Raw genomic sequence first — 21,475 nt, 5'->3', positions numbered from 1 at the left:
ACGCGAAGCGCCGCCGGGTTGTGCACCAAGCTGATTCCCGGCGTCGCTTCGCTCGGCCGGGCTACGGAAATTTACTGCCCGAACAGCGTATTAAACCGAGCCAGAACCGCGCTGCGTTCGCTGCTACCGTCGCTGGTGGTTGGCAACACTTTCAGGTCGTTCAGCAGCGGGCGCTTGGCGGACATATCGCTGCGCGCAGGCATCAGCCATGCGTCGGCGACCATCGCCTGACCTTCCGGCGACAGCACATAGTCAATAAAGGCTTTCGCCTCATCCGCATGCTGGGTGGTTTTGAGGATCATCATCGGACGCGGCGCAATCACCGTGCCGCTGGCCGGGAAAATCACCTTCAGCGACTCGCCCTGGTCGATATTGCCGTAGGAGACATAGTCCACCGCGCCGAATACCGCCGCTTTAGCCCCCTGCATCACCGGGGTGACCGCCTGCGCGTTCGGCCCACTCACCACCATGCCGTTCTTTTTCAGCTCATCAAACAGCGCCCAGGCTTTATCACCCATGCCATTCTGTAACCCGATCAGCAAATCGAGCGAGGCACCGGAGAGCGCCGGGTCCGGCGTAGTGACTTTGTCTTTAAACGCCGCTTCGGTCAGGTCGCGCCACTCTTTCGGCTCCGGGGTACCGCTTTTGGTGTTCCAGACAATCCCCAGCGCCGAAATACCCTGCGCCACAAAGTCGGCAGATTTCAGTGCCGCTGGCACCTTATCGGCATTCCCGCTCTGATACGGCAGCAGCCAGCCACGGCCGTGTAAATCTTCAGCGGTGTCCCATGACGCGGAAATCAGCACGTCCGCCTGCGGGTTAGCCTGCTCTGCCTCCAGACGCGCCATCACCTTGCCGGTGGTGGCCTGGAAGATATTCACCTTCACGCCGGTTTTCTTTTCATAGCCGCTGGCCAGATTCTTAGCCAACGAACCTGGGCCTGCGGTGTAGACGGTCAGCGCATGGGCGCTGGAAATCATCGAAGCAGATAACATCATCGCGAGCGCAACGCCTTTTTTAACGGATTTCATACAAGTTCCCCTGAGGTAGAAGCAACGGTGCGAACAGCCGCAATGCTGCCCGCAGAAAGGTGCACAATTCGGTCAGCCAACAGTTCGGCCTCGCGGCGGTCGTGGGTGACGTACACGGCGGTGATACCGAGCTGGCGCAGCAGTCGGCTCATCTCCAGACATAACGATTCACGCAGTTCGCTATCGAGGTTGGAAAGCGGTTCATCAAACAGCAGTACCCGCGGTTCGGCGACGATCGCCCTTGCCAGCGCCACGCGCTGCTGCTGTCCACCAGAGAGCCCGGAAGGCTTACGTTCGCCAAAGCCAGAGAGACCGACCATCGACAACGCGTCATTAACCCGACGCGTCCGCTCATCGCGAGCCACGCCGCGCATACGTAGCGGAAAGGCGACGTTTTCAGCGGCGGTCATGTGCGGCCACAGCGCGTAGTCCTGGAAAACCATGCCGATATCCCGCTGCTCGGGCGGTAGCCCCCAGCCGGGTCTGGCAATCAGACGGTCGCCGAAATGAATTTCACCTTCAGCAGGAACGGTGAGCCCTGCTAGCAGGCGCAGTAACGTGCTTTTGCCGCAGCCGGAAGGCCCAAGCAATGCCACGATGCTGCCCGCATCGATCTGCAGGTTGATGTGATTAAGAACGGTGGTGGCACCGAAAGCGAAGGAAACGCCATCGAGCCGAATGCCAGTCAGCGCGCGCATTTTCGCCCTCCCCAATTGGAAAGCGATGCATCACCCGTGGTCGAACACCGACGGGCCGCGCTCACCTGCATAAACATCAGGGGAGCCAACATATTGTTATCCTCTTTGGGACTTAGTGCTGGCGACTATAGGCAGGTGATATGACGTATTGATTACGCTTTTATTGCGATTTAGTGTGTAGCTAATCGCATCCTACTATTCAGGAAATCCTTATGAGCCGTTTTCTTCCCGTTGAACTTCATCACGCCAGCCGCCTGCTCAACCACGGCCCCACTGTCCTCATCACCAGCTTCGACGTCGACTCACAGCGCCGCAACGTGATGGCCGCTGCCTGGTCAATGCCGGTGGAGTTTGAGCCGCCGCGTATCGCCATCGTGGTCGATAAGAGCGCCTGGTCACGGGAAATTATTGAGCGTAACGGCACCTTCGGGATTGTGGTACCGAGCGTAGCTGCAGCCAGCTGGACCTACGCGGTAGGCAGCATCAGCGGACGCGAAGAGGATAAATTCAACGCCTACGGCATTCCGGTGGTGAAAGGCCCGGTGCTGGGATTGCCGGTGATTGAAGAAAAATGTCTGGCATGGATGGAGTGCCGACTGCTGCCCGCCACGGCCGCCGCCGGGCAGTACGATACGCTGTTTGGCGAAGTGGTTTCCGCCGCGGCGGATGAACAGGCGTTTGTTGCCGGACGCTGGAATTTCGACGACGATAAGCGCAATACGCTGCATCATCTCGGCGCGGGAACGTTTGTGGCGAGTGGAAAACAGATCCGAGCAAACACGCCTGAGGAGTAGCCCAGCAATGGTAGCCCGGCCAAGCGAAGCGCCGCCGGGAATAGCGCCGCGCCTCCCCGGAGTCGGCTACGCCTCGTCCGGGCTACGAAGGTTTACATGCTGTAGCCTGGCTTTTTAATCAGCTCATCCATATGTGGGGCAATCTCGGTGTCCCACACCTGCTGCCAGTCGCTCTGCTGGACCTGATTCAGGGCAACGCTAACGGCGCCCTCTTTGCTATTCAGATGGCGAATCAGCACTTCGGTGATGTCCGCAGCCAGTGCGGTTTTTTGTTCGTCGTTCAGGTCGCGGGGAAAACATTTAATATCAACGTGTGGCATCTGCAGGGCTCCTTATGGTTAGAGTCATAAAGCTACCATAGCCCGGCAACAACCACTGCCTTTTCGTGCGCTTAAGCGCCAGATTGCTGCGCTTTTTCTGCCAGCAACTGCGCGATAAAGGCTTCGGTTTCACGCTGATTACGCAGTCGCACAAAGCGGATATGCTGCCACGCGGGATCGGCCATATCCCGCAGATAGCGCTCGCGGTTTGGACGCCAGGTTTTCAGCGTCCAGAGGATGATGGAGTCACGGCTAAAGAAGGAACGCCGGAAGCTCTCCCGGTTACCGGTGCCCGGCCACAGCTCCTGCTGTCGCCACGCACGGCTTGCGGCACGCCATACGGCCTGGCGGAAAGTGCGCCAGAAGCTGTAATCCACCCACACCACCAGATCCACCTCGCGCCACTTTACCGGGCGACTACGATTGTAGTTACCGTCCAGTACCCACCCGGGGGCGGCGGTTGCCTGCGCCAGCGCGGCAAAGAGTTCCTCATCGGTGACGCCCTGCCATTCTGGCCGCCAGTACAGCGTATCCATTTCGATATAGGGCACGGAAAACAGCGCCGCCAGACGTTTTGCCAGTGTAGATTTCCCCACGCCGCTGGTGCCTACCACGTTGATTTTCATGAATGTCCTGATTAACGAATCGGCAGTACCAGCGTATGGGGCTGCAACGGGGATTCAACAAAGCCGAAGCGCTGATAAAAGGCTTTCGCATTATCGCTTAGCGCATGCACCACCAGCCCGCGTACGCCAATAACCTGTGAAATCAGTATGGTGCGCATCACTGCTTCTCGCAGTAATTTGCCACCCCAGCGCTGCTTTTGGTAGTCGACATCAACGGCAAAGCGCGCAATCAGCACAATGGGGATCGGTTCTGGCATATTGCGCCGAAACGCGCCGGGAACCGCTTCACGCTGGATCGCACCGGTCGACAGCGAATAATAACCCATCACGCGCTTATCAACGTCCGAGCAAAGTACAAACGTCCTGGTTGCGCCGGTCTCCTCATTTTGCCAGGCGCGACGTTTTAACCAGTCATCCAGTACCGGTTCACCGGAGCAAAAATCCGCTATCAGGTGCGCCAGAGAAAGCTTCTCCGTCAGATCCTTCACCATGAATATTTGTCGCTCATCAGCTCCTGAAAACCGGCATTTTCCGACAGTGGTGTATCAAGAATACGTTGAAATTCAGCGAACTGCTCTTCGCTTACCACCAGCAGGCGCTGGTCAAGTAACACCTCCTGCGCTTTTTCGCAGGCGGCATTGAGCATAAAATCGGTGCGGGATAGCGAGTTTAGCTGTGCTGCTCGATCGATCAGATCGCGCTGCCGAGGCGTTGCCCGTAAATTGATGGGGGCCTCTTTTGCTCTGTTAGGCATTTCGCCTCCTTGTATATACAATAGATATACATAATTTTAGCGCAAGAAATCGCCACTGTATATCTCTTGGCGATCGCGAATACGCGGATTACACTGCTGAATCATGAACCAGATTCATTAATGGCCACATCCCATGCTGAAAGACAATATCAACGATCTGATCTCTTTTATGGTCGTGGCGCGCGAGCGCAGTTTTACCCGCGCGGCGGCGCAGTTGGGCGTTTCACAGTCAGCGCTTAGCCATGCCATGCGCAATCTGGAAAGCCGTCTCGATGTGCGTCTGCTGACGCGCACCACCCGTAACGTGGCCCCCACCGAAGCGGGCGAAAAGCTCTATCAGCGCCTGAGCCCGCATTTGCAAGAGATTGCCCAGGAGATCGCCGCCCTGCGCGATTCACGCGAACGCCCGGCGGGTAACATTCGCCTGACGGCGGGCGAGCACGCCATGAACACCATTATCTGGCCGCGCATTAAGCCGTTTATGCAGCAGTACCCGGATATCCATATCGAGGTCACCGTCGATAACGGCCTGACGGATATTGTCGACGAACGGTTTGATGCGGGCATTCGCTTAGGGGAACAGGTCGCGCGCGATATGATTGCCGTGCGCATTGGCCCGGATATGCGCATGGCGGTGGTCGGTTCGCCGGACTATCTGGCAAGTCACGGGGTACCGCAAACGCCGCATGATTTGCAGCAGCATCGCTGTATCAATATGCGTCTGCCGACCAAAGGCGGGCTGTATGCGTGGGAGTTTGAGCACGACGGGGAACCGCTGCGGGTACGGGTTGAGGGGCAACTGACGCTCAACTGCCTGCCCCAGCGTATCGAGGCTGCCGAGGCGGGATTAGGGCTGGCCTATGTACCGGAAGATACGATCGCGGAGGGCGTTGCCGCCGGGCGCTTGCAGCACGTGCTGGCCGACTGGTGCGTGCCGTTTGCGGGTTATTACCTTTATTATCCTAGCCGTCGCCAGCACACCACCGCGTTTGCGCTGCTGGTGGAGACATTGCGCTATTAGGCCTCAGAGCCGTCCCGGCGTCGCGTTGCTCGGCCGGGCTACATGCGCGGTAGCCCGGCCGAACGAAGTGACGCCGGGGAAATACGGATTAAATAGCAGATTTAGGCTGCAGGTTTTCGTCAAACTCCAGACGCTTACGGCCCGGCTCTTCTTCGGTTAGCGGCTCAACGGCAACCAGCGTTCTCTGGCAGCGGTCGACCAGCACCTGATACTCGCGAGTCCCCTGCTTTTTCCACTCAAGCTCCTGCTCGGTTAAGCTACGAATCGCCTTCGCCGGGCTACCGATAATCAGATGGTTGGCGGGCATTTCCGCCCGCGCTTTCACGAATGCGCACGCGCCAACGATGCTGTTCTCGCCGATAGTCGCGCCGTCGATAATCACCGCGCTCATGCCAACCAGCGCATTACGGCCAATCACACAGCCGTGCAGAATCGCGCCGTGGCCGATATGCCCGTCCTCTTCCACCACCGTGTCCTGGCCGGGAAAACCGTGCATCACGCAGTTATCCTGGATGTTAGCGCCATCTTTGACCACGATACGTCCAAAATCACCGCGCAGGCTCGCGTTTGGCCCAACATAAACCCCTTTGCCAAGGATCACATCGCCAATCAGTACGGCGGTCGGGTGAACGTAGCTTTCCGTCGGAACCACCGGGGTCATTCCGTCCATCTGATAAATCGGCATGGCTTCTCCTATTACGCTTCGGGCAATCCCCCAAAACGCTGATAATAGAGCGGCCCCGGCGCAGGCAGTTCGCCCACCGAACTTTCGCCCTTTTCACTGACGAAAGCCTGCGCCCCTGGGGCCACGCGTTGATAGATGTTGATACAGAGCTGGCGCGCGGTCTGGCCCAGCCAGTGGGCAGGCAGCAGCTCTTCCGGCAGCAGCGGATCCTTCAGCACCACGCGGCGATAGAAGTGGATCAGCAGCAGGCGAATCTGGAAGCAGCGCTCCGGCGTTAGCTCATCGGCTTCGGCATCACGCAGCAGCGGAAGCAGCGGGCGGAACAGCGTGATAAACGCTTCGTACATGGCGTTCTGTTCGGTCAGATGCCAGCACTCCTCTACCCGCTCGCGCAGCGCGGCGCGGGAGAGCGCCAGCGGCGAATGGGCTTCGAAGAAGATAACGTTCTCCGCCACGCCCGCTTCATGCAGCAGCGATTGTACGTCCGCCAGCTTTTGCGACGGCGAGGCCAAAAGGCTCGGCGCAAGCACGCCAAACCCCTGCCAGATCAACTGTTTTTTGACTTCGGCGAGGGTGTTTTTTTCCAGCCCTTCAGAAAGCAGCAGCAGCCAGGTGCCGTCCCATTCTGGGGCGTTGGCGCGATAAATTTTGCTTTCGGCGCGGCGCGTCAGGCGTAGCCCTTTGTCGCTCAGACGATAGAAGCTGCGGCGGCCGATACGCACAACGTCCAGCCACTCTTCTTTGTTGAGGCGAAACAGCGCGGTACGCACGAAACGTTCACCAAAGCCCAACCCTTCCAGCAGCGCCGCCACGCTGCCAAGCCAGACTTCTCCACCGCGCTGAGATAAACAGTCACCGTACAGTGAGGCAATCAGCGAGGTGCCGCTGATCGGCATCGCGGTGACCGCCTGCTGGATAAAGCTATCGAGTTTTTCCATATGATTCATAGTGTTGTTGTTTTTGTCCTTTTTGAATCATAGCACAGGAATAAAGCAGCGATACGCCAGGAATTTGTAGCCCGGCCGAACGAAGTGACGCCGGGAATGGCACGGTGCTAAAACCCGGCGTCGCGTTGCTCGGCCGGGCTACGGGGCTTAGCCGTTGGCAGCGGCTTTACGCAGGTCAAACACGCGGCAGGCCTTGCCTTCAGAGCGTGGAATGCTGCCGCAGTTGACGATGCTAACATCCGTTGAAATGCCGACCATCGACTTAATGCGATGACGCAGGTGGTGGCAAATCTGACAGCGCTGCTCGTGGCTCAGCACCAGGCTACTCTCTTTCAGCTCAACGCGAATCGACAGTGAATCAAGATGCCCACGACGATCGACTTCCAGCTGATAGTGTGGCGCCAGATGCTCAATCTTGAGGATCTCTTCTTCCACCTGCGACGGGAAGACGTTCACGCCGCGAATAATCAGCATGTCGTCGCTGCGCCCGCTAATGCGATCCATACGGCGCATGGTGCGGGCGGTGCCCGGCAGCAGGCGCGTCAGGTCGCGGGTGCGGTAACGAATTACCGGCAGCGCTTCTTTGGTGAGCGTGGTGAACAGCAGTTCGCCGTGCTCGCCGTCGGCCAGCGGCGTACCGTCTTCCGGGTTGACCACTTCCGGGAAGAAGTGGTCTTCCCAGATGGTTGGGCCGTCGGCGGTTTCAATACACTCCATCGCCACGCCCGGCCCCATCACTTCGGACAGGCCGTAGATATCCAGCGCGGTAATGCCCAGGCGACGTTCAATCTCCGCCTTCATGCCGGTGGTCCACGGTTCAGCGCCAAAGACGCCGGTACGCAGTGAGCAACCCCGCGCGTCGCCGCCCATCTGGCGTTCCAGCTCTTCAATCAGGTTCAAACAGTAAGATGGCGTTACCATGATCATGTCAGGTTTGAAATCACGGATCAGCTGCGCCTGTTTCTCAGTCTGGCCGCCGGACATCGGGATCACCGTCGCCCCTAAGCGTTCGGCACCGTAGTGCGCGCCCAGGCCGCCGGTGAACAGGCCGTAGCCGTAGGCCACGTGAATTTTATCCTTCGCTGAGCCGCCAGCAGCGCGAAGCGAACGGGCGACGATATTCGCCCAGGTATCGATATCATTTTGCGTATAGCCAACGACGGTTGGCTTGCCGGTGGTCCCAGACGACGCGTGGATACGCACCACCTGCTCCATCGGTACCGCAAAGGTATCGAACGGATAGTTGTCGCGCAGATCCTGCTTGGTGGTGCAGGGAAACTTGGCGAGATCGCTCAGCTCATGAAAATCGTCAGGGTGTACGCCCGCCGCATCAAACTTACGGCGGTACATCGGCACATTTTCGTAGGCGTGTTTCAGCGTCCACTTCAGGCGCTCGGTTTGCAGGGCCTGTAACTCGTCACGCGATGCGGTTTCAATCGGATCTAATTTTGTTGTAGTTGTCATTTTGTAGGGTACTCGCAGGTCAATTAGCTCACACTCGCTCGAGGATCATGGCAATGCCCTGACCCACGCCAATACACATCGTACACAGCGCATAGCGTCCATTGCGTCGTTCCAGCTCCAGCGTCGCTGCCAGCGCCAGTCGCGCGCCGCTCATGCCTAACGGATGGCCTAAGGCGATGGCGCCACCGTTCGGGTTCACGTGCGCCGCGTCGTCCGGCAGCCCCAGCTGTCTGAGCACGCCCAGCGCCTGGGCGGCAAAGGCTTCGTTCAGCTCAATCACGTCCATATCGTTAATATTCAGCCCGGCGCGTTCCAGCACTTTACGCACCGCCGGAACCGGCCCAAGCCCCATGTACTTCGGTTCAACGCCCGCGGTCGCCATGGCGACAATACGGGCGCGCGGCGTTAAACCCTGCACGGCGGCCTGCTGCTGGCTGGCGATAATCAGCGCCGCCGCCCCGTCGTTGACGCCGGAGGCGTTACCTGCTGTCACCACGCCGCCCTTACGGAACGGGGTTTTCAGCGAGGCCAGTTGCTCCAGGGTGGTTTCCGCACGCGGATGCTCATCTTCACGCACCGCGCTGACCGCGCCCTTCTTACCGATGATTTGCACCGGCACAATTTCCTGCGCCAGAATGCCGTCGCGTTGCGCTTTGGCGGTACGCTGCTGGCTGCGGTAAGCAAAGGCGTCCTGATCGGCTCGGCTAATGTTTAACAATTCCGCTACATTCTCCGCCGTTTCCGGCATGCTGTCAGTACCAAATTGTTGCTGCATGAGCGGGTTCACAAAACGCCAACCGATAGTGGTATCAAACATCTCGGCCTGACGCTGATATGGCGTGGTCGCCTTGCCCATCACGAACGGTGCGCGGGACATCGACTCTACGCCACCGGCAATCATCAGGTCCGCATCGCCCGCTTTAATGGCCCGCGCGGCGAAGCCAATCGCATCAAGGCCGGAGCCACACAGGCGGTTAATGGTGGTGCCGGACACGCCGTACGGATAGCCCGCCAGCAGCGTTGCCATATGCGCGACGTTACGGTTATCTTCCCCGGCCTGGTTGGCACAGCCGAAAATCACGTCGTCGATACAGGTTGGATCTAACTTCGGGTTACGGCTCAGCAGCTCGCGCAGCGGAATTGCCGCCAGATCGTCGGCGCGAACCCCGGCCAGACCACCCGCGTATCGGCCAATCGGGGTACGAATACCGTCACAAATAAACGCATCACGCATTAGACTTCTCCTGTAATAGTGCCGCCGATGCGGTGCGATTTGCCGCGAAACAGCGCTACGGTTTTTTGCTGCGGGTTGACGATTTCAATGTCATACACGCCGGTCAGTTTGCCCTGCTGCTTGACCCGGGCGGTGGCGGTTAATTTCTCTCCCGCAAAGGCCGGGCGCAGAAAATCGATGCTGGCAGCCGACGCCACCGCCGCCAGCCCCTGGCTGTTGCAGGCGTAGGCAAAAGCGGTATCCGCCAGCGTGAATAACTGTCCGCCGTGGCAGGTCTGATGGCCGTTTAGCTGCGAGGGCGACACGGTCATCGTCATCTGCGCGTAGCCGTCGTCCATCTCAATAATTTCAATCCCCAGCGCCTGCGCGCAGGTGTCTTTCTCGTACATGGCGCGGGCGTTGCGCCAGGCTTCATTACTCATGACGCATCTCCATCAGCGCTTTCTGGCGCAGCAGCGCACTGGGGCGATAGCGTTCTTCGCCATAGTGCTGTTGTAGGTTTTCCAACAGACGCAGCACGCGCCCCCAGCCAAGCGATTCGCCCCAGGCCAGCGGCCCACGCGGGTAGTTCACCCCTAAGCGCATCGCGGTATCAATATCGTCTGCGTTAGCAACGCCTTTTTGCACCGCATCCAGCGCTTCGTTCGCCAGCATCGCTACCGTGCGCCACACCAGCAGCCCTGGGTAGTCGGCAATACGCAGTACTTTTTTGCCCTGCTGCTGGAAGTAATGCACCGCTTTGTCGGTGGCTGAATCCGGGTTAGTCGGCGCGCCTGCCAGCACGACGGTATCGCCCGCCGCATGGTCATACACCACCACCGGGCGCTGATGCTGCACGCTTAAGGCCAGCGCGGTTTCACCGGTTGTTTCCAGCAGCAGCACATCGTCCAACTCAGTGACAACGTCACTTTTGACAATCTTCGCCGCGCGGTCAGCAGAAACGACAGCCAGCGCCAGTTCTGGCTGATTTTCTACCGGCCAGCGATAGACGCCGTGACCGCTCTTCTTGCCCAGACGCCCCGCCAGCGCCAGCTCCTGTTGCAGCAGCGATGGCAGAAAACGGCGGTCCTGCCAGAAAGCGTTAAACACCGAACAGGTCACCGCGAAGTTCACGTCCTGGCCGATAAGGTCAGTCAGCGCCAGCGGCCCCATCGGGAAACCGCCGCCGTCACGCAGCGCGGCATCAATCACTTCCGCTGATGCCACCTGCTCTTCCAGCGCGCGCCAGGCTTCGGTGTAATACGGACGCGCCACGCGGTTAACGATAAAGCCCGGCGTGGAGCGGCAGCGCACCGGCTGCTTTCCCCAGGCGGTCACGCACTGGCAAAGCTGCTCGACCACTTCCGTGGAGGTGGCAAGGCCGCTCACCACTTCCACCAGTTTCATGACCGGTGCCGGGTTAAAGAAATGCAGCCCCGCCACGCGTTCCGGATGTTTAATGCCCGCCGCAATCGCGGTAATCGAGATGGACGAGGTATTGCTGGTCAGCAGCGTTGAAGGTGAGCAAATCTCCGCCAGCTCGCTAAACAATGCCTTTTTAATCTCCAGCCGCTCGGACGCGGCTTCAATCACCAGCTGGGCGTCGGCAAGCTGCGTTAATTCCGTTGCTGGCGTAATACGCGCCAGCAGCGCCTGTGCCTGTTCGGCGCTGATTTTGCCGCGGCTAACGCGGGCGTTCAGGCGTTGGGCAATGCCGTCGATGGCGCGAGTAATCGCCTCGGCGGAAATGTCATACAGCAGCACCGCATGTCCAGCGCTGGCCGCCACTTCGACAATCCCGGCACCCATGGTGCCACCGCCAATCACGGCGACGGTGTGAAGAGTCTGACTCATGGCTTATTTCCCGCTGAACTGTGGTGGACGTTTGGCGAGGAAGGCGCTGACGCCTTCGCGATAGTCGTCGCTGCGACCGGCCATGCGCTGGTAGTCGCGCTCAAGCTCAAGCTGCTCATCCAGCGAATTGGTTTCAGAAAGCTGTAACGCTTTCTTAATCAGCCCCAGACCATAGGTCGGCTGGGTGGCGAAATGGCGGGCCATGGTCAGCGCGGTATCTTTCAGTTCGGCATCGTCAACCACCTGCCAGATCATCCCCCACTGCGCAGCCTGTTCAGCGCTGAGGTTATCGCCGAGCATCAGCAGGCCAACGGCGCGGGCGCGACCGGCAACGCGCGGCAGCACCCAGCTTCCGCCGCAGTCCGGCACCAGGCCGAGCTTGCTGAAAGCCATGACAAACTTCGCTGAACGCGCGGCAATCACGATATCGCAGCCCATCGCCAGCGTGGCACCGGCACCGGCAGCAACGCCGTTCACGGCGCAGATAACCGGCTTTGGCAGCGCGGCTAAGCGGCGCACCAGCGGGTTGTAAAAGCGTTCTACCGACATACCCAGATCCGGCGCGGGGCCGCTCGGGTCAACGTTACGGTCGTTCAGATCCTGTCCGGCGCAAAAACCGCGTCCAGCACCGGTGATCAGCAGGCAACGAATAGTGTCGTCGCGTTCGGCCTGTTTCAGGCAGTCGGCCAATTGCTGGTGCATGACGTCGTTAAAGCTGTTGAGTCGGTCCGGGCGGTTCAGGGTGATGGTCATCACGCCCTGTTCCACTTCGCTGAGAATGAATGCATCCACGATTAGCGTCCTTTAAATTCCGGCGTGCGTTTTTCTAAAAAGGCGTTGATGCCTTCACGACGATCTTCGGTACCGCTCAGCAGCGTAAACAGCTGACGTTCCTGCATCAGACCGGCCTGCAAGCTCACCTCGTGCGCCAGACGCAGCGACTGTTTTGCCGCCCGCAGCGCCAGCGGTGAGCGGCTGGCGATAGTCGCCGCCAGCTTCAGCGCGTATTCATCGGAGAGGTTCGCCGGGTGAATATCGCTCACCAGCCCAGCCTGCTGTGCGCGTTCGGCATCAATGCTTTCGCCGCTCAGCACCATACGGCTGGCCAGCGCTTTGCCGACGCTGCGAATAAGACGCTGCGTACCACCTGCGCCCGGCATGGTGCCGAGGGTAATTTCCGGCAGGCCAAAGCGGGCGTTATCGCCAGCAATCACCAGGTCGCACAGCAGCGCCAGCTCACAGCCCGCGCCCAGCGCGTAGCCGTTCACCACCGCCAGCAGCGGCTTATTGAAGGCATCGATGCGCGCCCACAGACGCGGACGACTATCGTCGAAGGTGGCGGGCAAGTCTTTTTCCGCCATTTCGTTGAGGTCGGCACCGGCAGCGAAGTAGCGCGGGTTGCCGCTAATCACACACACGCTGATGCTGGCGTCTGCCGCTGCACTTTCCAGCGCCTCGGCAATCAGTGTCAACAGCGCGTTGTTTAACGCATTACGCGCCTGCGGGCGGTTCAGCGTCAGTTGTAGTACGCGGCCGTGACGGGTAATCAGCAGTTCGCTCATGCCATCCCCCGCGCGTCAAAGTCGACCACCACGTCGCCGCTGGTTGGCAGCGCCTGGCAGCTCAGCACATAGCCCGCTGCCACTTCATCGGCTTCGAGGCTGTAGTTGGCGGCCATCGCCACTTCACCGCTCACCACCTTACATTTGCAGGTGGCGCAGACGCCGCCTTTACAGGCGAACGGCAGGTCAGCGCCCTGACGCAGCGCGGCGTCGAGAATGCTGTCATCTTCGGCGTTCAGCGAAATCAGGCGATCGCGACCGTCCTGACGAATGGTGACCGTGCGGCCTTCCGCCTGCACACCGGTAGCGCGTTTCACGCTGGTGCCCGGCGTATTGAAGCGCTCAAGGTGAATGGATTTTTCCGGCACGCCCAGTTCGCGCAGCGCCACCTCGGCGTCGTCCATCATCACCGACGGGCCGCAGATAAAGGCATCGTCAAAGCGGCTGAAATCAATCAGGGTTTTGCCGAGCGCATGCAGTTTTTCGCCGTCGATGCGCCCTTGTAACAGGTCGCTGTCCATCGACTCCTGGCTGAACAGATGCACCACCTGCAAACGCTGCGGGTAGCGGTCTTTCAGGTCAGCCAGCGCCTGACGGAACATCATGCTGTGGCTGCTGCGGTTGCCGTAGATCAGGGTGAACTGGCTGGCCGGTTCGGTGGCAAGCGTGGCTTCGATAATCGCCATCATCGGCGTAATGCCGGAACCGGCAGCAATCGCCAGATATTCGGCTTCACGCTCGGCTTGCGGCTGGTAGCCGAAGTGGCCTTGCGGCACCATCACTTCAAGCGCCATACCCTGCTGGATATCGCTCTGGGCATAGCGGGAGAAACGGCCGCCGTCGATGGCCTTGACCGCTACGCTGATTTCAGACGGTGAACGGCTGCGGCAGATGGAGTAGCAGCGGCGTAATTCTTCCCCGCCGAGGCGGGTTTTCAGCGTCAGATGCTGGCCCGGACGGAAGGCGTAAACGCTACGCAGCGCGTCGGGAATGGCAAAGGTGATGGTGACCGAATCACGGGTTTCCGGTTCGACCTTTGCCACGGTAAGCGAATGAAATGTTGTCATCGCAGCCTCAAATACATTTAAAGTAATCAAAGGGTTCACGGCAGCTGTCGCAGCGATACAGCGCTTTACAGGCCGTGGAACCGAATTCACTAATCAGCGAGGTATGGGTGCTGCCGCAGCGCGGGCACACCACATCCTTCGGCATCTCGTCGGCATGGCAGGCGTGGGCCTGCGGCGGGCTGATACCGTACTGGCGCAGACGCTCGCGGGCATCCGGGCTCATCCAGTCGGTGGTCCACGGCGGGTCGAGCTGCAGCACGATATGCACCGGCGTATAGCCGTGCTCCGCCATCACCGTCCGAATTTCACCCAGCAGGTGTTCGGTGGCCGGGCAACCCGAGTAGGTCGGCGTAAAGCCAATCACCCAGCCGTCGCCGTGACGCTCAACGCGGCGCACCATGCCGAGGTCGGTAATGGTCAGCACCGGGACTTCCGGGTCTGGAATGGCGCTTAACAATCCCCAGACGGTACGAACCTCCGGGGGGGCGATTGCGGCGAGACGTTGCATAGCCACCTCCTGCTACCACTGCTGGCCGGGATACGACCGCTGTAAATACTGCATCTCTGCCAGCATCGGCCCGAGATGTTCGCTGTGCAGCCCCTGCTTGCCGCCGCGACGGAACGCCGCTTCTTCGGGGATCTGCAGACCGGCGTCGAGCAGCGCGGTGTGCACCGTGGTCTGCCATTCGGCCGCTAATTCACGCGGGTCAACGGCAATGCCCTGCTCGCTCAGGCTGATATCCAGTTCATCGGCCATAAACAGTTCGCCGGTGAAGCGCCACAGGTTGTTGACCGCTTGCTGCATTAACTGCGTGGAATAGTCGGTACCGTTACCCAGACGTTCCAGCCAGCCACGGCTAAAGCGCAGGTGATAACGCACCTCTTTCAGCCCTTTGGCGGCGATGGCAGCAATCTGCGCGTCGCGGCTGTTGACCAGTCGGCTGAACAGCGCCACGTGCCAGGCATCGATAAAGAACTGGCGGGCGATGGTGTCGGCGAAGTTGCCGTTCGGCTGTTCAACCAGCAGCACGTTGCTGAACTGACGCTCGTCGCGGCCAAAGGCCAGCGTGTCTTCGTCGCCGCTGCCGTTCAGTTCGGCGGCGTAGCTCAGGAAGTTGCGCGCCTGACCCAGCAGGTCGAGGCCGATATTGGCCAGCGCGAGGTCAATTTCCAGCTCTGGCGCGTGGCCGCACCAGGCGCCTAAACGCTGGGCCAGCACCAGGCCGTTATCGCCAAGACGCAGTGCATAGGTTGCAACGGGGTTTTGCGTGTTCATCGTTGCCTCACATATGTTCCATGCCGTCTGGCACGGTGTAGAAGGTCGGATGACGGTAGACCTTGCTCTCAGCTGGGTCGAAAAACTCACCGCGTTCTTCCGGCTGTGAAGCAACGATTTCGCTCGCCTTCACCACCCAGATAGAGCAGCCTTCGCTGCGGCGGGTGTAGGCATCACGGGCGTTTTCCAGCGCCATCTGATCGTCGGCGGCGTGCAAACTGCCGACATGACGGTGCGATAGACCCTGTTTGCTACGGACAAACACTTCGTATAACGGCCAGTATGTTTTGCTCATTCTTTTTCTCCTCAGGCGGCATCGCGAGCGCGTTGTTTTTCAGCATGAGCCAGCGCGGCTTCGCGCACCCATGCACCCTCTTCCCAGGCTTTGCGCTTGGCGCCCAGACGTTCGTGATTACAGATGCCACGCCCGTTAATGACTTCATTGAGTTCCTGCCAGTCGATTTCGCCGTAGCGATAGTGACCAGTGGCCTCGTCCAGCAGCAGGTCAGCGTCCGGCACCTTCATGCCGAGGATGTCAACCTGTGGAACGGTGTTGTCGACAAAGCGCTGACGCAGTTCATCGTTGGAATGCAGTTTGATTTTCCACGCCATGCTGCGGGCGCTGTTTGGTGAGTTGTCATCGCTCGGCCCGAACATCATTAACGCTGGCCACCAGAAGCGGTTGATGGCGTCCTGCAACATCTGACGCTGCTCTTCACTCCCCGCCGCCAGCGCCATGCAGGCTTCAAAGCCCTGACGCTGGTGGAAGCTCTCTTCTTTGCAGATTTTGACCATCGCCCGGGCATACGGGCCGTAGGAGGTACGGCACAGCGCCACCTGGTTAACGATCGCTGCGCCATCGACCAGCCAGCCGATCACGCCAATATCCGCCCAGGTGAGCGTCGGGTAGTTAAAGATGGAGGAGTACTTCATCTGCCCGTCGAGCATCTTCTGGTAGATATCTTCACGGGCGCAGCCGAGGGTTTCCGCCGCGCTATAGAGGTAGAGGCCATGCCCGGCTTCGTCCTGCACCTTCGCCAGCAGAATCGCTTTGCGGCGAAGCGTTGGGGCGCGGGTGATCCAGTTGCCTTCCGGCAGCATGCCGACGATTTCCGAATGCGCGTGCTGGCCAATCTGGCGGATCAGCGTCTTGCGGTACGCGTCCGGCATCCAGTCCTGCGGTTCGATGGCGGTATCCTGCGCGATGCGCTGGTCAAAGCGTTGTTCTTCTGTTGTCACGTCATCACCTTATGATTCCGATAAATTCAACAATTCAATTTTTGTGAATCATGTTGTTTTATAAAAGTTACATCTTAGTTAAATAAAACCACAAATTTTGTTTGTGAATTTTGTGATGCGCACCGCAATCCCCGTTGATTTATCGCAGTGAAACCGAATCATAATCAATACACGTAAAGTGTCTGCGATCGCATTGTTAATAAATTATTAAAATCAGGCTTGCTTTTCATGATTCAGAAAAGAACTATTAAAGGCAGGTTTACGTAACATATATGGAGAAACACCATGCAGCAGTTAGCCAGCTATTTGTCCGGCACCTGGCAAACCGGCCGGGGCCGTGCCCGCACCATTCACCACGCCATCAGCGGCGAACCGCTGTGGGACGTGACAAGCGAAGGGTTGGATATGGCGCAGGCGCGTCGCTTCGCTATTGAGCACGGCGGCAAAGCGCTTCAGGCGATGACCTTTATTGAACGCAGCGCGATGCTGAAAGCGGTCGCTAAACATCTGATGGAGCTGAAGGCCGATTTCTACGCCATCTCCGCTGAGACCGGCGCGACGCGCGGCGATAGCTGGGTGGATATCGAAGGCGGTATCGGCACCCTCTTCACCTATGCGAGCCTGGGCGGCCGCGAGCTGCCGGACGACGTGCTGTGGCCGGAAGATGAGCTGATCCCACTGTCCAAACAGGGTGGCTTTGCCGCTCGTCACGTGCTGACATCAAAGTCCGGCGTCGCGGTGCACATCAACGCCTTTAACTTCCCTTGCTGGGGCATGTTAGAGAAGCTGGCACCGACCTGGCTTGCCGGGATGCCTGCGATCATCAAACCAGCCACCGCCACCGCCCAGCTGACCCAGGCGATGGTGAAAGCGATTATCGACAGCGGCCTGGTGCCGAACGGCGCGATTAGCCTTATCTGCGGCGGCGCGGGCGACCTGCTCGACCACCTCGACAGCCAGGACGTGGTGACCTTTACCGGTTCGGCACACACCGGGCAACAGCTGCGCGTGCATCCGAATCTGGTGGCGAAGTCTGTCCCCTTCACCATGGAAGCGGACTCGCTGAACTGCTGCGTGCTGGGCGACGATGTCACGCCAGAGCAGCCGGAATTTGCGCTGTTCATCCGTGAAGTGGTGCGTGAGATGACCACCAAGGCCGGGCAAAAATGTACCGCCATCCGCCGCATTATCGTGCCGCAGGCACAGGTAAAAGCGGTGAGCGACGCATTAATAGCCCGTCTGCAAAAAGTGGTGGTCGGCGACCCGGCGCAGGAAGGCGTGAAGATGGGTTCGCTGGTCAACAGCGATCAGCGTCAGGACGTGCAGGACAACGTTAACCGTCTGGTGGACGCGGGATGTGAAGTGCTGCTGGGCGGCAAAGCGGATCTCAGCGCGGCCGGGGCCTTTTTCCCGCCAACGCTGCTGTTCTGCGCGCAGCCGGATGAGGTTTCAGCGGTGCATGCCATTGAAGCCTTTGGCCCGGTTGCCACCCTGATGCCGTATCAGAATACCGAACACGCCATGACGCTGGCCCGCGCGGGCGAAGGCAGCCTGGCAGGCACGCTGGTGACGGCGAGCGGCGAGCTGGCGCGCGAGTTTATCCTCGGTGCAGCTCGCGCTCACGGACGCATTCAGGTGCTGAACGAAGAATCCTCGGCGGAATCCACCGGTCACGGTTCCCCGCTGCCGCAGCTGGTACACGGCGGCCCAGGACGTGCGGGCGGCGGCGAAGAGCTGGGCGGCCTGCGGGCGGTGAAACATTACATGCAGCGCACCGCCATTCAGGGCAGCCCAACCATGCTCGCCGCGGTTAGCCAGCAATGGGTGCGCGGCGCACAGGTGGTGGAAGACCGTATTCACCCGTTCCGTAAGTACTTCGAGGAGATCCAGCCGGGCGATAGCCTGCTGACCCCTCGCCGTACCCTGACCGAAGCGGATATCGTCAACTTCGCCTGCCTCAGCGGCGACCACTTCTATGCCCATATGGACAAGATTGCCGCAGCCGATTCCATTTTCGGCGAGCGCGTGGTGCACGGTTACTTCCTGATTTCGGCGGCAGCCGGTCTGTTTGTTGACGCGGGCGTCGGCCCGGTTATCGCCAACTACGGTATGGAAAACCTGCGCTTTATCGAGCCGGTTAAGCCGGGCGATACCATCCAGGTGCGCCTGATCTGTAAGCGTAAAACGGTCAAGCGCCAGCGTAACGCCGAAGAGAAAGCCACTGGCGTGGTGGAATGGTCGGTGGAGATTTTCAATCAGCATCAGCAGGCGGTGGCGCTGTACTCCATTCTGACGCTGGTTGCGCGTCAGCACGGGGATTTCCCAGCGTAAGGTCTCGATGTTGTAGCCCGGCCGAGGCGCAGCCGACGCCGGGAATGCCCCACATGAAAACCCAATGCCTCTGCGGAGGCATTTTTTGTAACTGGCAAAACTGACAAACAACCTGGCAAGCGCAAGCAAACGCTTCGTGACGTTCCGCTGTTAGCTTAAGAGACTGAAGCCGAAGTAGCAGCGGCAAGGCACAACATAACGATAAAATGAGGTCACAATGTCAAAAGGCTCGATTCGTTCAAACCGTAAAACAGCGCTGGCGCTGGCCGTCGCCCTGTTCTGCGCCTGGCAAGCTCCGGCCTTCGCCCACGGCGGCGAAGCGCATATGGTTCCAATGGACAAAACTTTGCAGGATTTCGGCGCTGACGTTCAGTGGGATGACTACGCGCAGATGTACACGCTGATTAAAGACGGGGCATTTGTGAAGGTCAAACCGGGCGCGAAAACCGCCATCGTCAACGGCAAAACCCTGAACCTGCAGGTGCCGGTGGTGATGAAGGACGGTAAAGCGTGGGTGTCCGATACCTTTATCAACGACGTTTTCCAGTCTGGTCTCGACCAAACCTTCCAGGTTGAGAAAGTGCCGCACCCGCTGAACTCGCTCTCTTCCGCTGAAATCAGCGAAGCGGTCACCATTGTGAAGGCCGCACCAGAGTTCCAGCCAAACACTCGCTTTACCGAAATTTCCCTGCACGAGCCGGACAAACAGGCGGTGTGGGCATTCGCCTTAAAAGGCACCCCGGTTAACGCCCCGCGCACCGCCGACGTGGTGATGCTGGATGGCAAACACGTGATTGAAGCCGTGGTTGACCTGCAGAATAAAAAAGTCCTCTCCTGGAAACCAATTAAAGACGCACACGGCATGGTGCTGATTGACGATTTCGTCAGCGTGCAGAACATCATCAACGCCAGCACCGAATTTGCTGACGTGCTGAAAAAACACGGCATCAAAGACACCACTAAAGTGATCACCACCCCGCTGACCGTCGGCTACTTCGACGGCAAAGACGGCCTGAAGCAGGACGCGCGTCTGCTGAAAGTGGTGAGCTATCTGGATACCGGCGACGGCAACTACTGGGCGCACCCGATCGAAAATCTGGTGGCGGTGGTTGACCTTGAGCAGAAGAAAATCATCAAGATTGAAGAAGGCCCGGTGATCCCGGTGCCGATGGAATCCCGTCCGTTTGATGGCCGCGATCGCGTGGCTAAATCGGTGAAACCGCTGGATATCATCGAGCCGGAAGGCAAGAACTACACCATCACCGGCGATATGATCCACTGGCAGAACTGGGACTTCCACCTGCGCCTGAACTCCCGCGTGGGGCCAATTCTCTCCACCGTGACCTATAACGATAACGGTACCAAGCGCCAGGTGATGTACGAAGGATCGCTGGGTGGGATGATCGTGCCTTACGGCGACCCGGACGTAGGCTGGTACTTCAAAGCGTATCTGGACTCCGGCGACTACGGCATGGGCACCCTGACCTCGCCAATCGCACGCGGCAAAGATGCGCCGAACAACGCCGTGCTGCTGGATGAGACCATTGCCGACTACACCGGCACGCCAACCACTATTCCTCGCGCCGTGGCGGTATTCGAACGCTACGCCGGGCCGGAATACAAGCACCAGGAGATGGGCCAGCCGAACGTCAGCACCGAGCGTCGTGAACTGGTGGTTCGTTGGATCAGTACCGTGGGTAACTACGACTACATCTTCGACTGGGTATTCCACGAAAACGGCACCATCGGCATCGATGCCGGGGCGACCGGTATTGAAGCGGTTAAGGGCGTGAAGGCGAAGACCATGCACGACCCAAGCGCCAAAGACGATACCCGTTACGGCACGCTGATCGACCATAATATCGTCGGCACCACCCACCAGCATATTTACAACTTCCGCCTCGACCTCGACGTGGACGGCGAAAATAACAGCCTGGTGGCAATGGACCCGGAAGTGAAGCCGAACACCGCGGGCGGCCCGCGTACCAGTACCATGCAGGTGAACCAGTACACCATCGACAGCGAGCAGAAAGCGGCGCAGAAATTTGACCCGGGTACGATTCGTCTGCTGAGCAACACCACCAAAGAAAACCGTATGGGTAACCCGGTCTCCTACCAGATTATCCCTTACGCAGGCGGCACACACCCGGCAGCAACCGGCGCGAAGTTTGCCCCGGACGAGTGGATTTACCATCGCCTGAGCTTTATGGATAAACAGCTGTGGGTGACCCGTTACCATCAGGAAGAGCGCTATCCGGAAGGGAAATACCCTAACCGTTCCGTGCACGATACCGGCCTCGGCCAGTATGCGAAGGATAACGAGTCGCTGACCAACCACGATGACGTGGTGTGGATCACCACCGGCACCACCCACGTGGCGCGCGCCGAAGAGTGGCCGATTATGCCAACCGAGTGGGCCCACGCGCTGCTGAAACCGTGGAACTTCTTTGACGAGACGCCGACGCTGGGCGAGAAGAAGAAGTAAGTTATGATGTAAGACGGCCTCAGCGATGGGGCCGTTTTTTTATGCTCGAAGCGGGGTCCGGGTTACGCTCAACTCGTAGCCCGGCCAAGCGCAGCGCCGCCGGGATCG

At 59.3% G+C, this 21,475-nt stretch carries 23 protein-coding genes; 4 read left to right on the top strand and 19 right to left on the bottom strand.

Translation table 11 applies throughout. The features are described 5' to 3' along the window. Positions 1-71 precede the first annotated feature (71 nt). The gene (locus HII27_RS01940; RefSeq protein ID WP_185666279.1) at positions 72-1,031 is read right to left on the bottom strand and encodes an ABC transporter substrate-binding protein; all 960 of its coding nucleotides are present in this window, start codon (positions 1,029-1,031) and stop codon (positions 72-74) included. Beyond that, positions 1,028-1,729 carry an ABC transporter ATP-binding protein gene (locus HII27_RS01935; protein ID WP_185666278.1) on the bottom strand — a complete coding sequence of 234 codons (702 nt, stop codon included), beginning with the start codon at positions 1,727-1,729 and terminating at the stop codon, positions 1,028-1,030. The genes HII27_RS01940 and HII27_RS01935 overlap by 4 nt, the downstream gene beginning before the upstream one ends. A gap of 212 nt (positions 1,730-1,941) precedes the next feature. On the opposite strand from HII27_RS01935, the gene HII27_RS01930 reads away from it, so the two are divergent. Beyond that, complete coding sequence (locus tag HII27_RS01930) at positions 1,942-2,523, top strand: flavin reductase family protein (protein ID WP_185666277.1); 582 nt, start codon at positions 1,942-1,944, stop codon at positions 2,521-2,523. 92 nt (positions 2,524-2,615) lie between these two features. Here HII27_RS01930 and pptA read toward each other — a convergent pair whose 3' ends face one another. The 4 genes from pptA to HII27_RS01910 form a co-directional block, all read right to left on the bottom strand. Continuing rightward, on the bottom strand, positions 2,616-2,843 hold the full coding sequence (pptA, locus tag HII27_RS01925) for a tautomerase PptA (protein ID WP_035897392.1): 228 nt from the start codon (positions 2,841-2,843) through the stop codon (positions 2,616-2,618). 71 nt (positions 2,844-2,914) lie between these two features. Continuing rightward, positions 2,915-3,469, bottom strand: coding sequence for an AAA family ATPase (locus tag HII27_RS01920; RefSeq protein WP_185666276.1), 555 nt, complete (start codon positions 3,467-3,469; stop codon positions 2,915-2,917). 11 nt (positions 3,470-3,480) lie between these two features. Beyond that, positions 3,481-3,960, bottom strand: a complete 480-nt coding sequence (locus HII27_RS01915) for a GNAT family N-acetyltransferase (RefSeq protein WP_185666275.1) — start codon at positions 3,958-3,960, stop codon at positions 3,481-3,483. Continuing rightward, the gene (locus HII27_RS01910; protein WP_185666274.1) at positions 3,954-4,223 is read right to left on the bottom strand and encodes a type II toxin-antitoxin system TacA family antitoxin; all 270 of its coding nucleotides are present in this window, start codon (positions 4,221-4,223) and stop codon (positions 3,954-3,956) included. Before HII27_RS01910 ends, HII27_RS01915 begins: the two co-directional genes overlap by 7 nt. Positions 4,224-4,356: 133 nt before the next feature. Between HII27_RS01910 and HII27_RS01905 the strand changes: the two genes are divergently transcribed. After that, positions 4,357-5,244, top strand: coding sequence for a LysR family transcriptional regulator (locus HII27_RS01905; RefSeq protein WP_185666273.1), 888 nt, complete (start codon positions 4,357-4,359; stop codon positions 5,242-5,244). A gap of 88 nt (positions 5,245-5,332) precedes the next feature. On the opposite strand, the gene paaY is transcribed toward HII27_RS01905, so the two are convergent. The 13 genes from paaY to paaA all read right to left on the bottom strand — a co-directional run bounded on the left by paaY (position 5,333) and on the right by paaA (position 16,551). After that, on the bottom strand, positions 5,333-5,929 hold the full coding sequence (gene paaY / locus HII27_RS01900) for a phenylacetic acid degradation protein PaaY (RefSeq protein ID WP_185666272.1): 597 nt from the start codon (positions 5,927-5,929) through the stop codon (positions 5,333-5,335). An 11-nt stretch (positions 5,930-5,940) separates the two neighbouring features. Further along, a complete protein-coding gene (gene paaX, locus HII27_RS01895) occupies positions 5,941-6,867 on the bottom strand; it encodes a phenylacetic acid degradation operon negative regulatory protein PaaX (RefSeq protein WP_185666271.1) in 927 nt (308 codons plus the stop codon). Between the two features lie 156 nt (positions 6,868-7,023). Continuing rightward, complete coding sequence (gene paaK / locus HII27_RS01890; protein ID WP_185666270.1) at positions 7,024-8,340, bottom strand: phenylacetate--CoA ligase PaaK; 1,317 nt, start codon at positions 8,338-8,340, stop codon at positions 7,024-7,026. Between the two features lie 28 nt (positions 8,341-8,368). After that, a complete protein-coding gene (pcaF, locus tag HII27_RS01885; protein ID WP_185666269.1) occupies positions 8,369-9,574 on the bottom strand; it encodes a 3-oxoadipyl-CoA thiolase in 1,206 nt (401 codons plus the stop codon). After that, positions 9,574-9,996 (bottom strand): hydroxyphenylacetyl-CoA thioesterase PaaI, encoded by a 423-nt coding sequence (gene paaI / locus HII27_RS01880; protein ID WP_185666268.1) that lies wholly within the window; start codon positions 9,994-9,996, stop codon positions 9,574-9,576. The genes pcaF and paaI overlap by 1 nt, the downstream gene beginning before the upstream one ends. Beyond that, positions 9,989-11,407, bottom strand: a complete 1,419-nt coding sequence (locus HII27_RS01875; RefSeq protein ID WP_185666267.1) for a 3-hydroxyacyl-CoA dehydrogenase — start codon at positions 11,405-11,407, stop codon at positions 9,989-9,991. The genes paaI and HII27_RS01875 overlap by 8 nt, the downstream gene beginning before the upstream one ends. A 3-nt stretch (positions 11,408-11,410) precedes the next feature. Then, positions 11,411-12,199, bottom strand: a complete 789-nt coding sequence (gene paaG / locus HII27_RS01870) for a 2-(1,2-epoxy-1,2-dihydrophenyl)acetyl-CoA isomerase PaaG (protein WP_185666266.1) — start codon at positions 12,197-12,199, stop codon at positions 11,411-11,413. A 2-nt stretch (positions 12,200-12,201) separates the two neighbouring features. Next, a complete protein-coding gene (paaF, locus tag HII27_RS01865; RefSeq protein WP_185666265.1) occupies positions 12,202-12,969 on the bottom strand; it encodes a 2,3-dehydroadipyl-CoA hydratase PaaF in 768 nt (255 codons plus the stop codon). Then, positions 12,966-14,036: a 1,2-phenylacetyl-CoA epoxidase subunit PaaE gene (paaE, locus tag HII27_RS01860; RefSeq protein WP_185666264.1), complete on the bottom strand. Its 1,071-nt coding sequence runs from the start codon at positions 14,034-14,036 to the stop codon at positions 12,966-12,968. The genes paaF and paaE overlap by 4 nt, the downstream gene beginning before the upstream one ends. 7 nt (positions 14,037-14,043) lie before the next feature. Beyond that, positions 14,044-14,544, bottom strand: a complete 501-nt coding sequence (gene paaD / locus HII27_RS01855; RefSeq protein ID WP_185666263.1) for a 1,2-phenylacetyl-CoA epoxidase subunit PaaD — start codon at positions 14,542-14,544, stop codon at positions 14,044-14,046. 12 nt (positions 14,545-14,556) lie between these two features. Then, entirely contained in the window at positions 14,557-15,312 is a 756-nt protein-coding gene (gene paaC / locus HII27_RS01850; protein ID WP_185666262.1) for a 1,2-phenylacetyl-CoA epoxidase subunit PaaC, read from the bottom strand. A 7-nt stretch (positions 15,313-15,319) separates the two neighbouring features. Then, positions 15,320-15,607, bottom strand: a complete 288-nt coding sequence (paaB, locus tag HII27_RS01845) for a 1,2-phenylacetyl-CoA epoxidase subunit PaaB (protein ID WP_032943000.1) — start codon at positions 15,605-15,607, stop codon at positions 15,320-15,322. A gap of 11 nt (positions 15,608-15,618) precedes the next feature. Then, positions 15,619-16,551, bottom strand: a complete 933-nt coding sequence (gene paaA, locus HII27_RS01840) for a 1,2-phenylacetyl-CoA epoxidase subunit PaaA (RefSeq protein WP_185666261.1) — start codon at positions 16,549-16,551, stop codon at positions 15,619-15,621. Between the two features lie 285 nt (positions 16,552-16,836). Between paaA and paaZ the strand changes: the two genes are divergently transcribed. Next, complete coding sequence (paaZ, locus tag HII27_RS01835; protein ID WP_185666260.1) at positions 16,837-18,882, top strand: phenylacetic acid degradation bifunctional protein PaaZ; 2,046 nt, start codon at positions 16,837-16,839, stop codon at positions 18,880-18,882. A gap of 217 nt (positions 18,883-19,099) precedes the next feature. Continuing rightward, positions 19,100-21,367, top strand: coding sequence for a primary-amine oxidase (gene tynA / locus HII27_RS01830; protein ID WP_185666259.1), 2,268 nt, complete (start codon positions 19,100-19,102; stop codon positions 21,365-21,367). The last annotated feature ends 108 nt before the right edge of the window (positions 21,368-21,475 follow it).

This window comes from Kluyvera sichuanensis (genome assembly GCF_014218705.1).
GTDB lineage: Bacteria > Pseudomonadota > Gammaproteobacteria > Enterobacterales > Enterobacteriaceae > Kluyvera > Kluyvera sichuanensis.
Note: the sequence above shows the minus strand (reverse complement) of the source record. Positions and strands in the feature narration are given on the sequence as shown.

Excerpts from the sequence above, each read along its gene's own strand:
- paaZ (WP_185666260.1), top strand. The coding sequence starts at position 16,837 with ATGCAGCAGTTAGCCAGCTATTTGTCCGGCACCTGGCAAACCGGCCGG.
- HII27_RS01915 (WP_185666275.1), bottom strand. The coding sequence starts at position 3,960 with ATGGTGAAGGATCTGACGGAGAAGCTTTCTCTGGCGCACCTGATAGCG.
- paaE (WP_185666264.1), bottom strand. The coding sequence starts at position 14,036 with ATGACAACATTTCATTCGCTTACCGTGGCAAAGGTCGAACCGGAAACC.
- HII27_RS01920 (WP_185666276.1), bottom strand. The coding sequence starts at position 3,469 with ATGAAAATCAACGTGGTAGGCACCAGCGGCGTGGGGAAATCTACACTG.
- paaY (WP_185666272.1), bottom strand. The coding sequence starts at position 5,929 with ATGCCGATTTATCAGATGGACGGAATGACCCCGGTGGTTCCGACGGAA.
- HII27_RS01935 (WP_185666278.1), bottom strand. The coding sequence starts at position 1,729 with ATGCGCGCGCTGACTGGCATTCGGCTCGATGGCGTTTCCTTCGCTTTC.
- paaX (WP_185666271.1), bottom strand. The coding sequence starts at position 6,867 with ATGGAAAAACTCGATAGCTTTATCCAGCAGGCGGTCACCGCGATGCCG.
- paaK (WP_185666270.1), bottom strand. The coding sequence starts at position 8,340 with ATGACAACTACAACAAAATTAGATCCGATTGAAACCGCATCGCGTGAC.
- HII27_RS01930 (WP_185666277.1), top strand. The coding sequence starts at position 1,942 with ATGAGCCGTTTTCTTCCCGTTGAACTTCATCACGCCAGCCGCCTGCTC.
- paaF (WP_185666265.1), bottom strand. The coding sequence starts at position 12,969 with ATGAGCGAACTGCTGATTACCCGTCACGGCCGCGTACTACAACTGACG.
- paaB (WP_032943000.1), bottom strand. The coding sequence starts at position 15,607 with ATGAGCAAAACATACTGGCCGTTATACGAAGTGTTTGTCCGTAGCAAA.
- paaD (WP_185666263.1), bottom strand. The coding sequence starts at position 14,544 with ATGCAACGTCTCGCCGCAATCGCCCCCCCGGAGGTTCGTACCGTCTGG.
- paaC (WP_185666262.1), bottom strand. The coding sequence starts at position 15,312 with ATGAACACGCAAAACCCCGTTGCAACCTATGCACTGCGTCTTGGCGAT.
- HII27_RS01875 (WP_185666267.1), bottom strand. The coding sequence starts at position 11,407 with ATGAGTCAGACTCTTCACACCGTCGCCGTGATTGGCGGTGGCACCATG.
- paaI (WP_185666268.1), bottom strand. The coding sequence starts at position 9,996 with ATGAGTAATGAAGCCTGGCGCAACGCCCGCGCCATGTACGAGAAAGAC.
- HII27_RS01905 (WP_185666273.1), top strand. The coding sequence starts at position 4,357 with ATGCTGAAAGACAATATCAACGATCTGATCTCTTTTATGGTCGTGGCG.
- tynA (WP_185666259.1), top strand. The coding sequence starts at position 19,100 with ATGTCAAAAGGCTCGATTCGTTCAAACCGTAAAACAGCGCTGGCGCTG.
- HII27_RS01910 (WP_185666274.1), bottom strand. The coding sequence starts at position 4,223 with ATGCCTAACAGAGCAAAAGAGGCCCCCATCAATTTACGGGCAACGCCT.
- pptA (WP_035897392.1), bottom strand. The coding sequence starts at position 2,843 with ATGCCACACGTTGATATTAAATGTTTTCCCCGCGACCTGAACGACGAA.
- HII27_RS01940 (WP_185666279.1), bottom strand. The coding sequence starts at position 1,031 with ATGAAATCCGTTAAAAAAGGCGTTGCGCTCGCGATGATGTTATCTGCT.
- pcaF (WP_185666269.1), bottom strand. The coding sequence starts at position 9,574 with ATGCGTGATGCGTTTATTTGTGACGGTATTCGTACCCCGATTGGCCGA.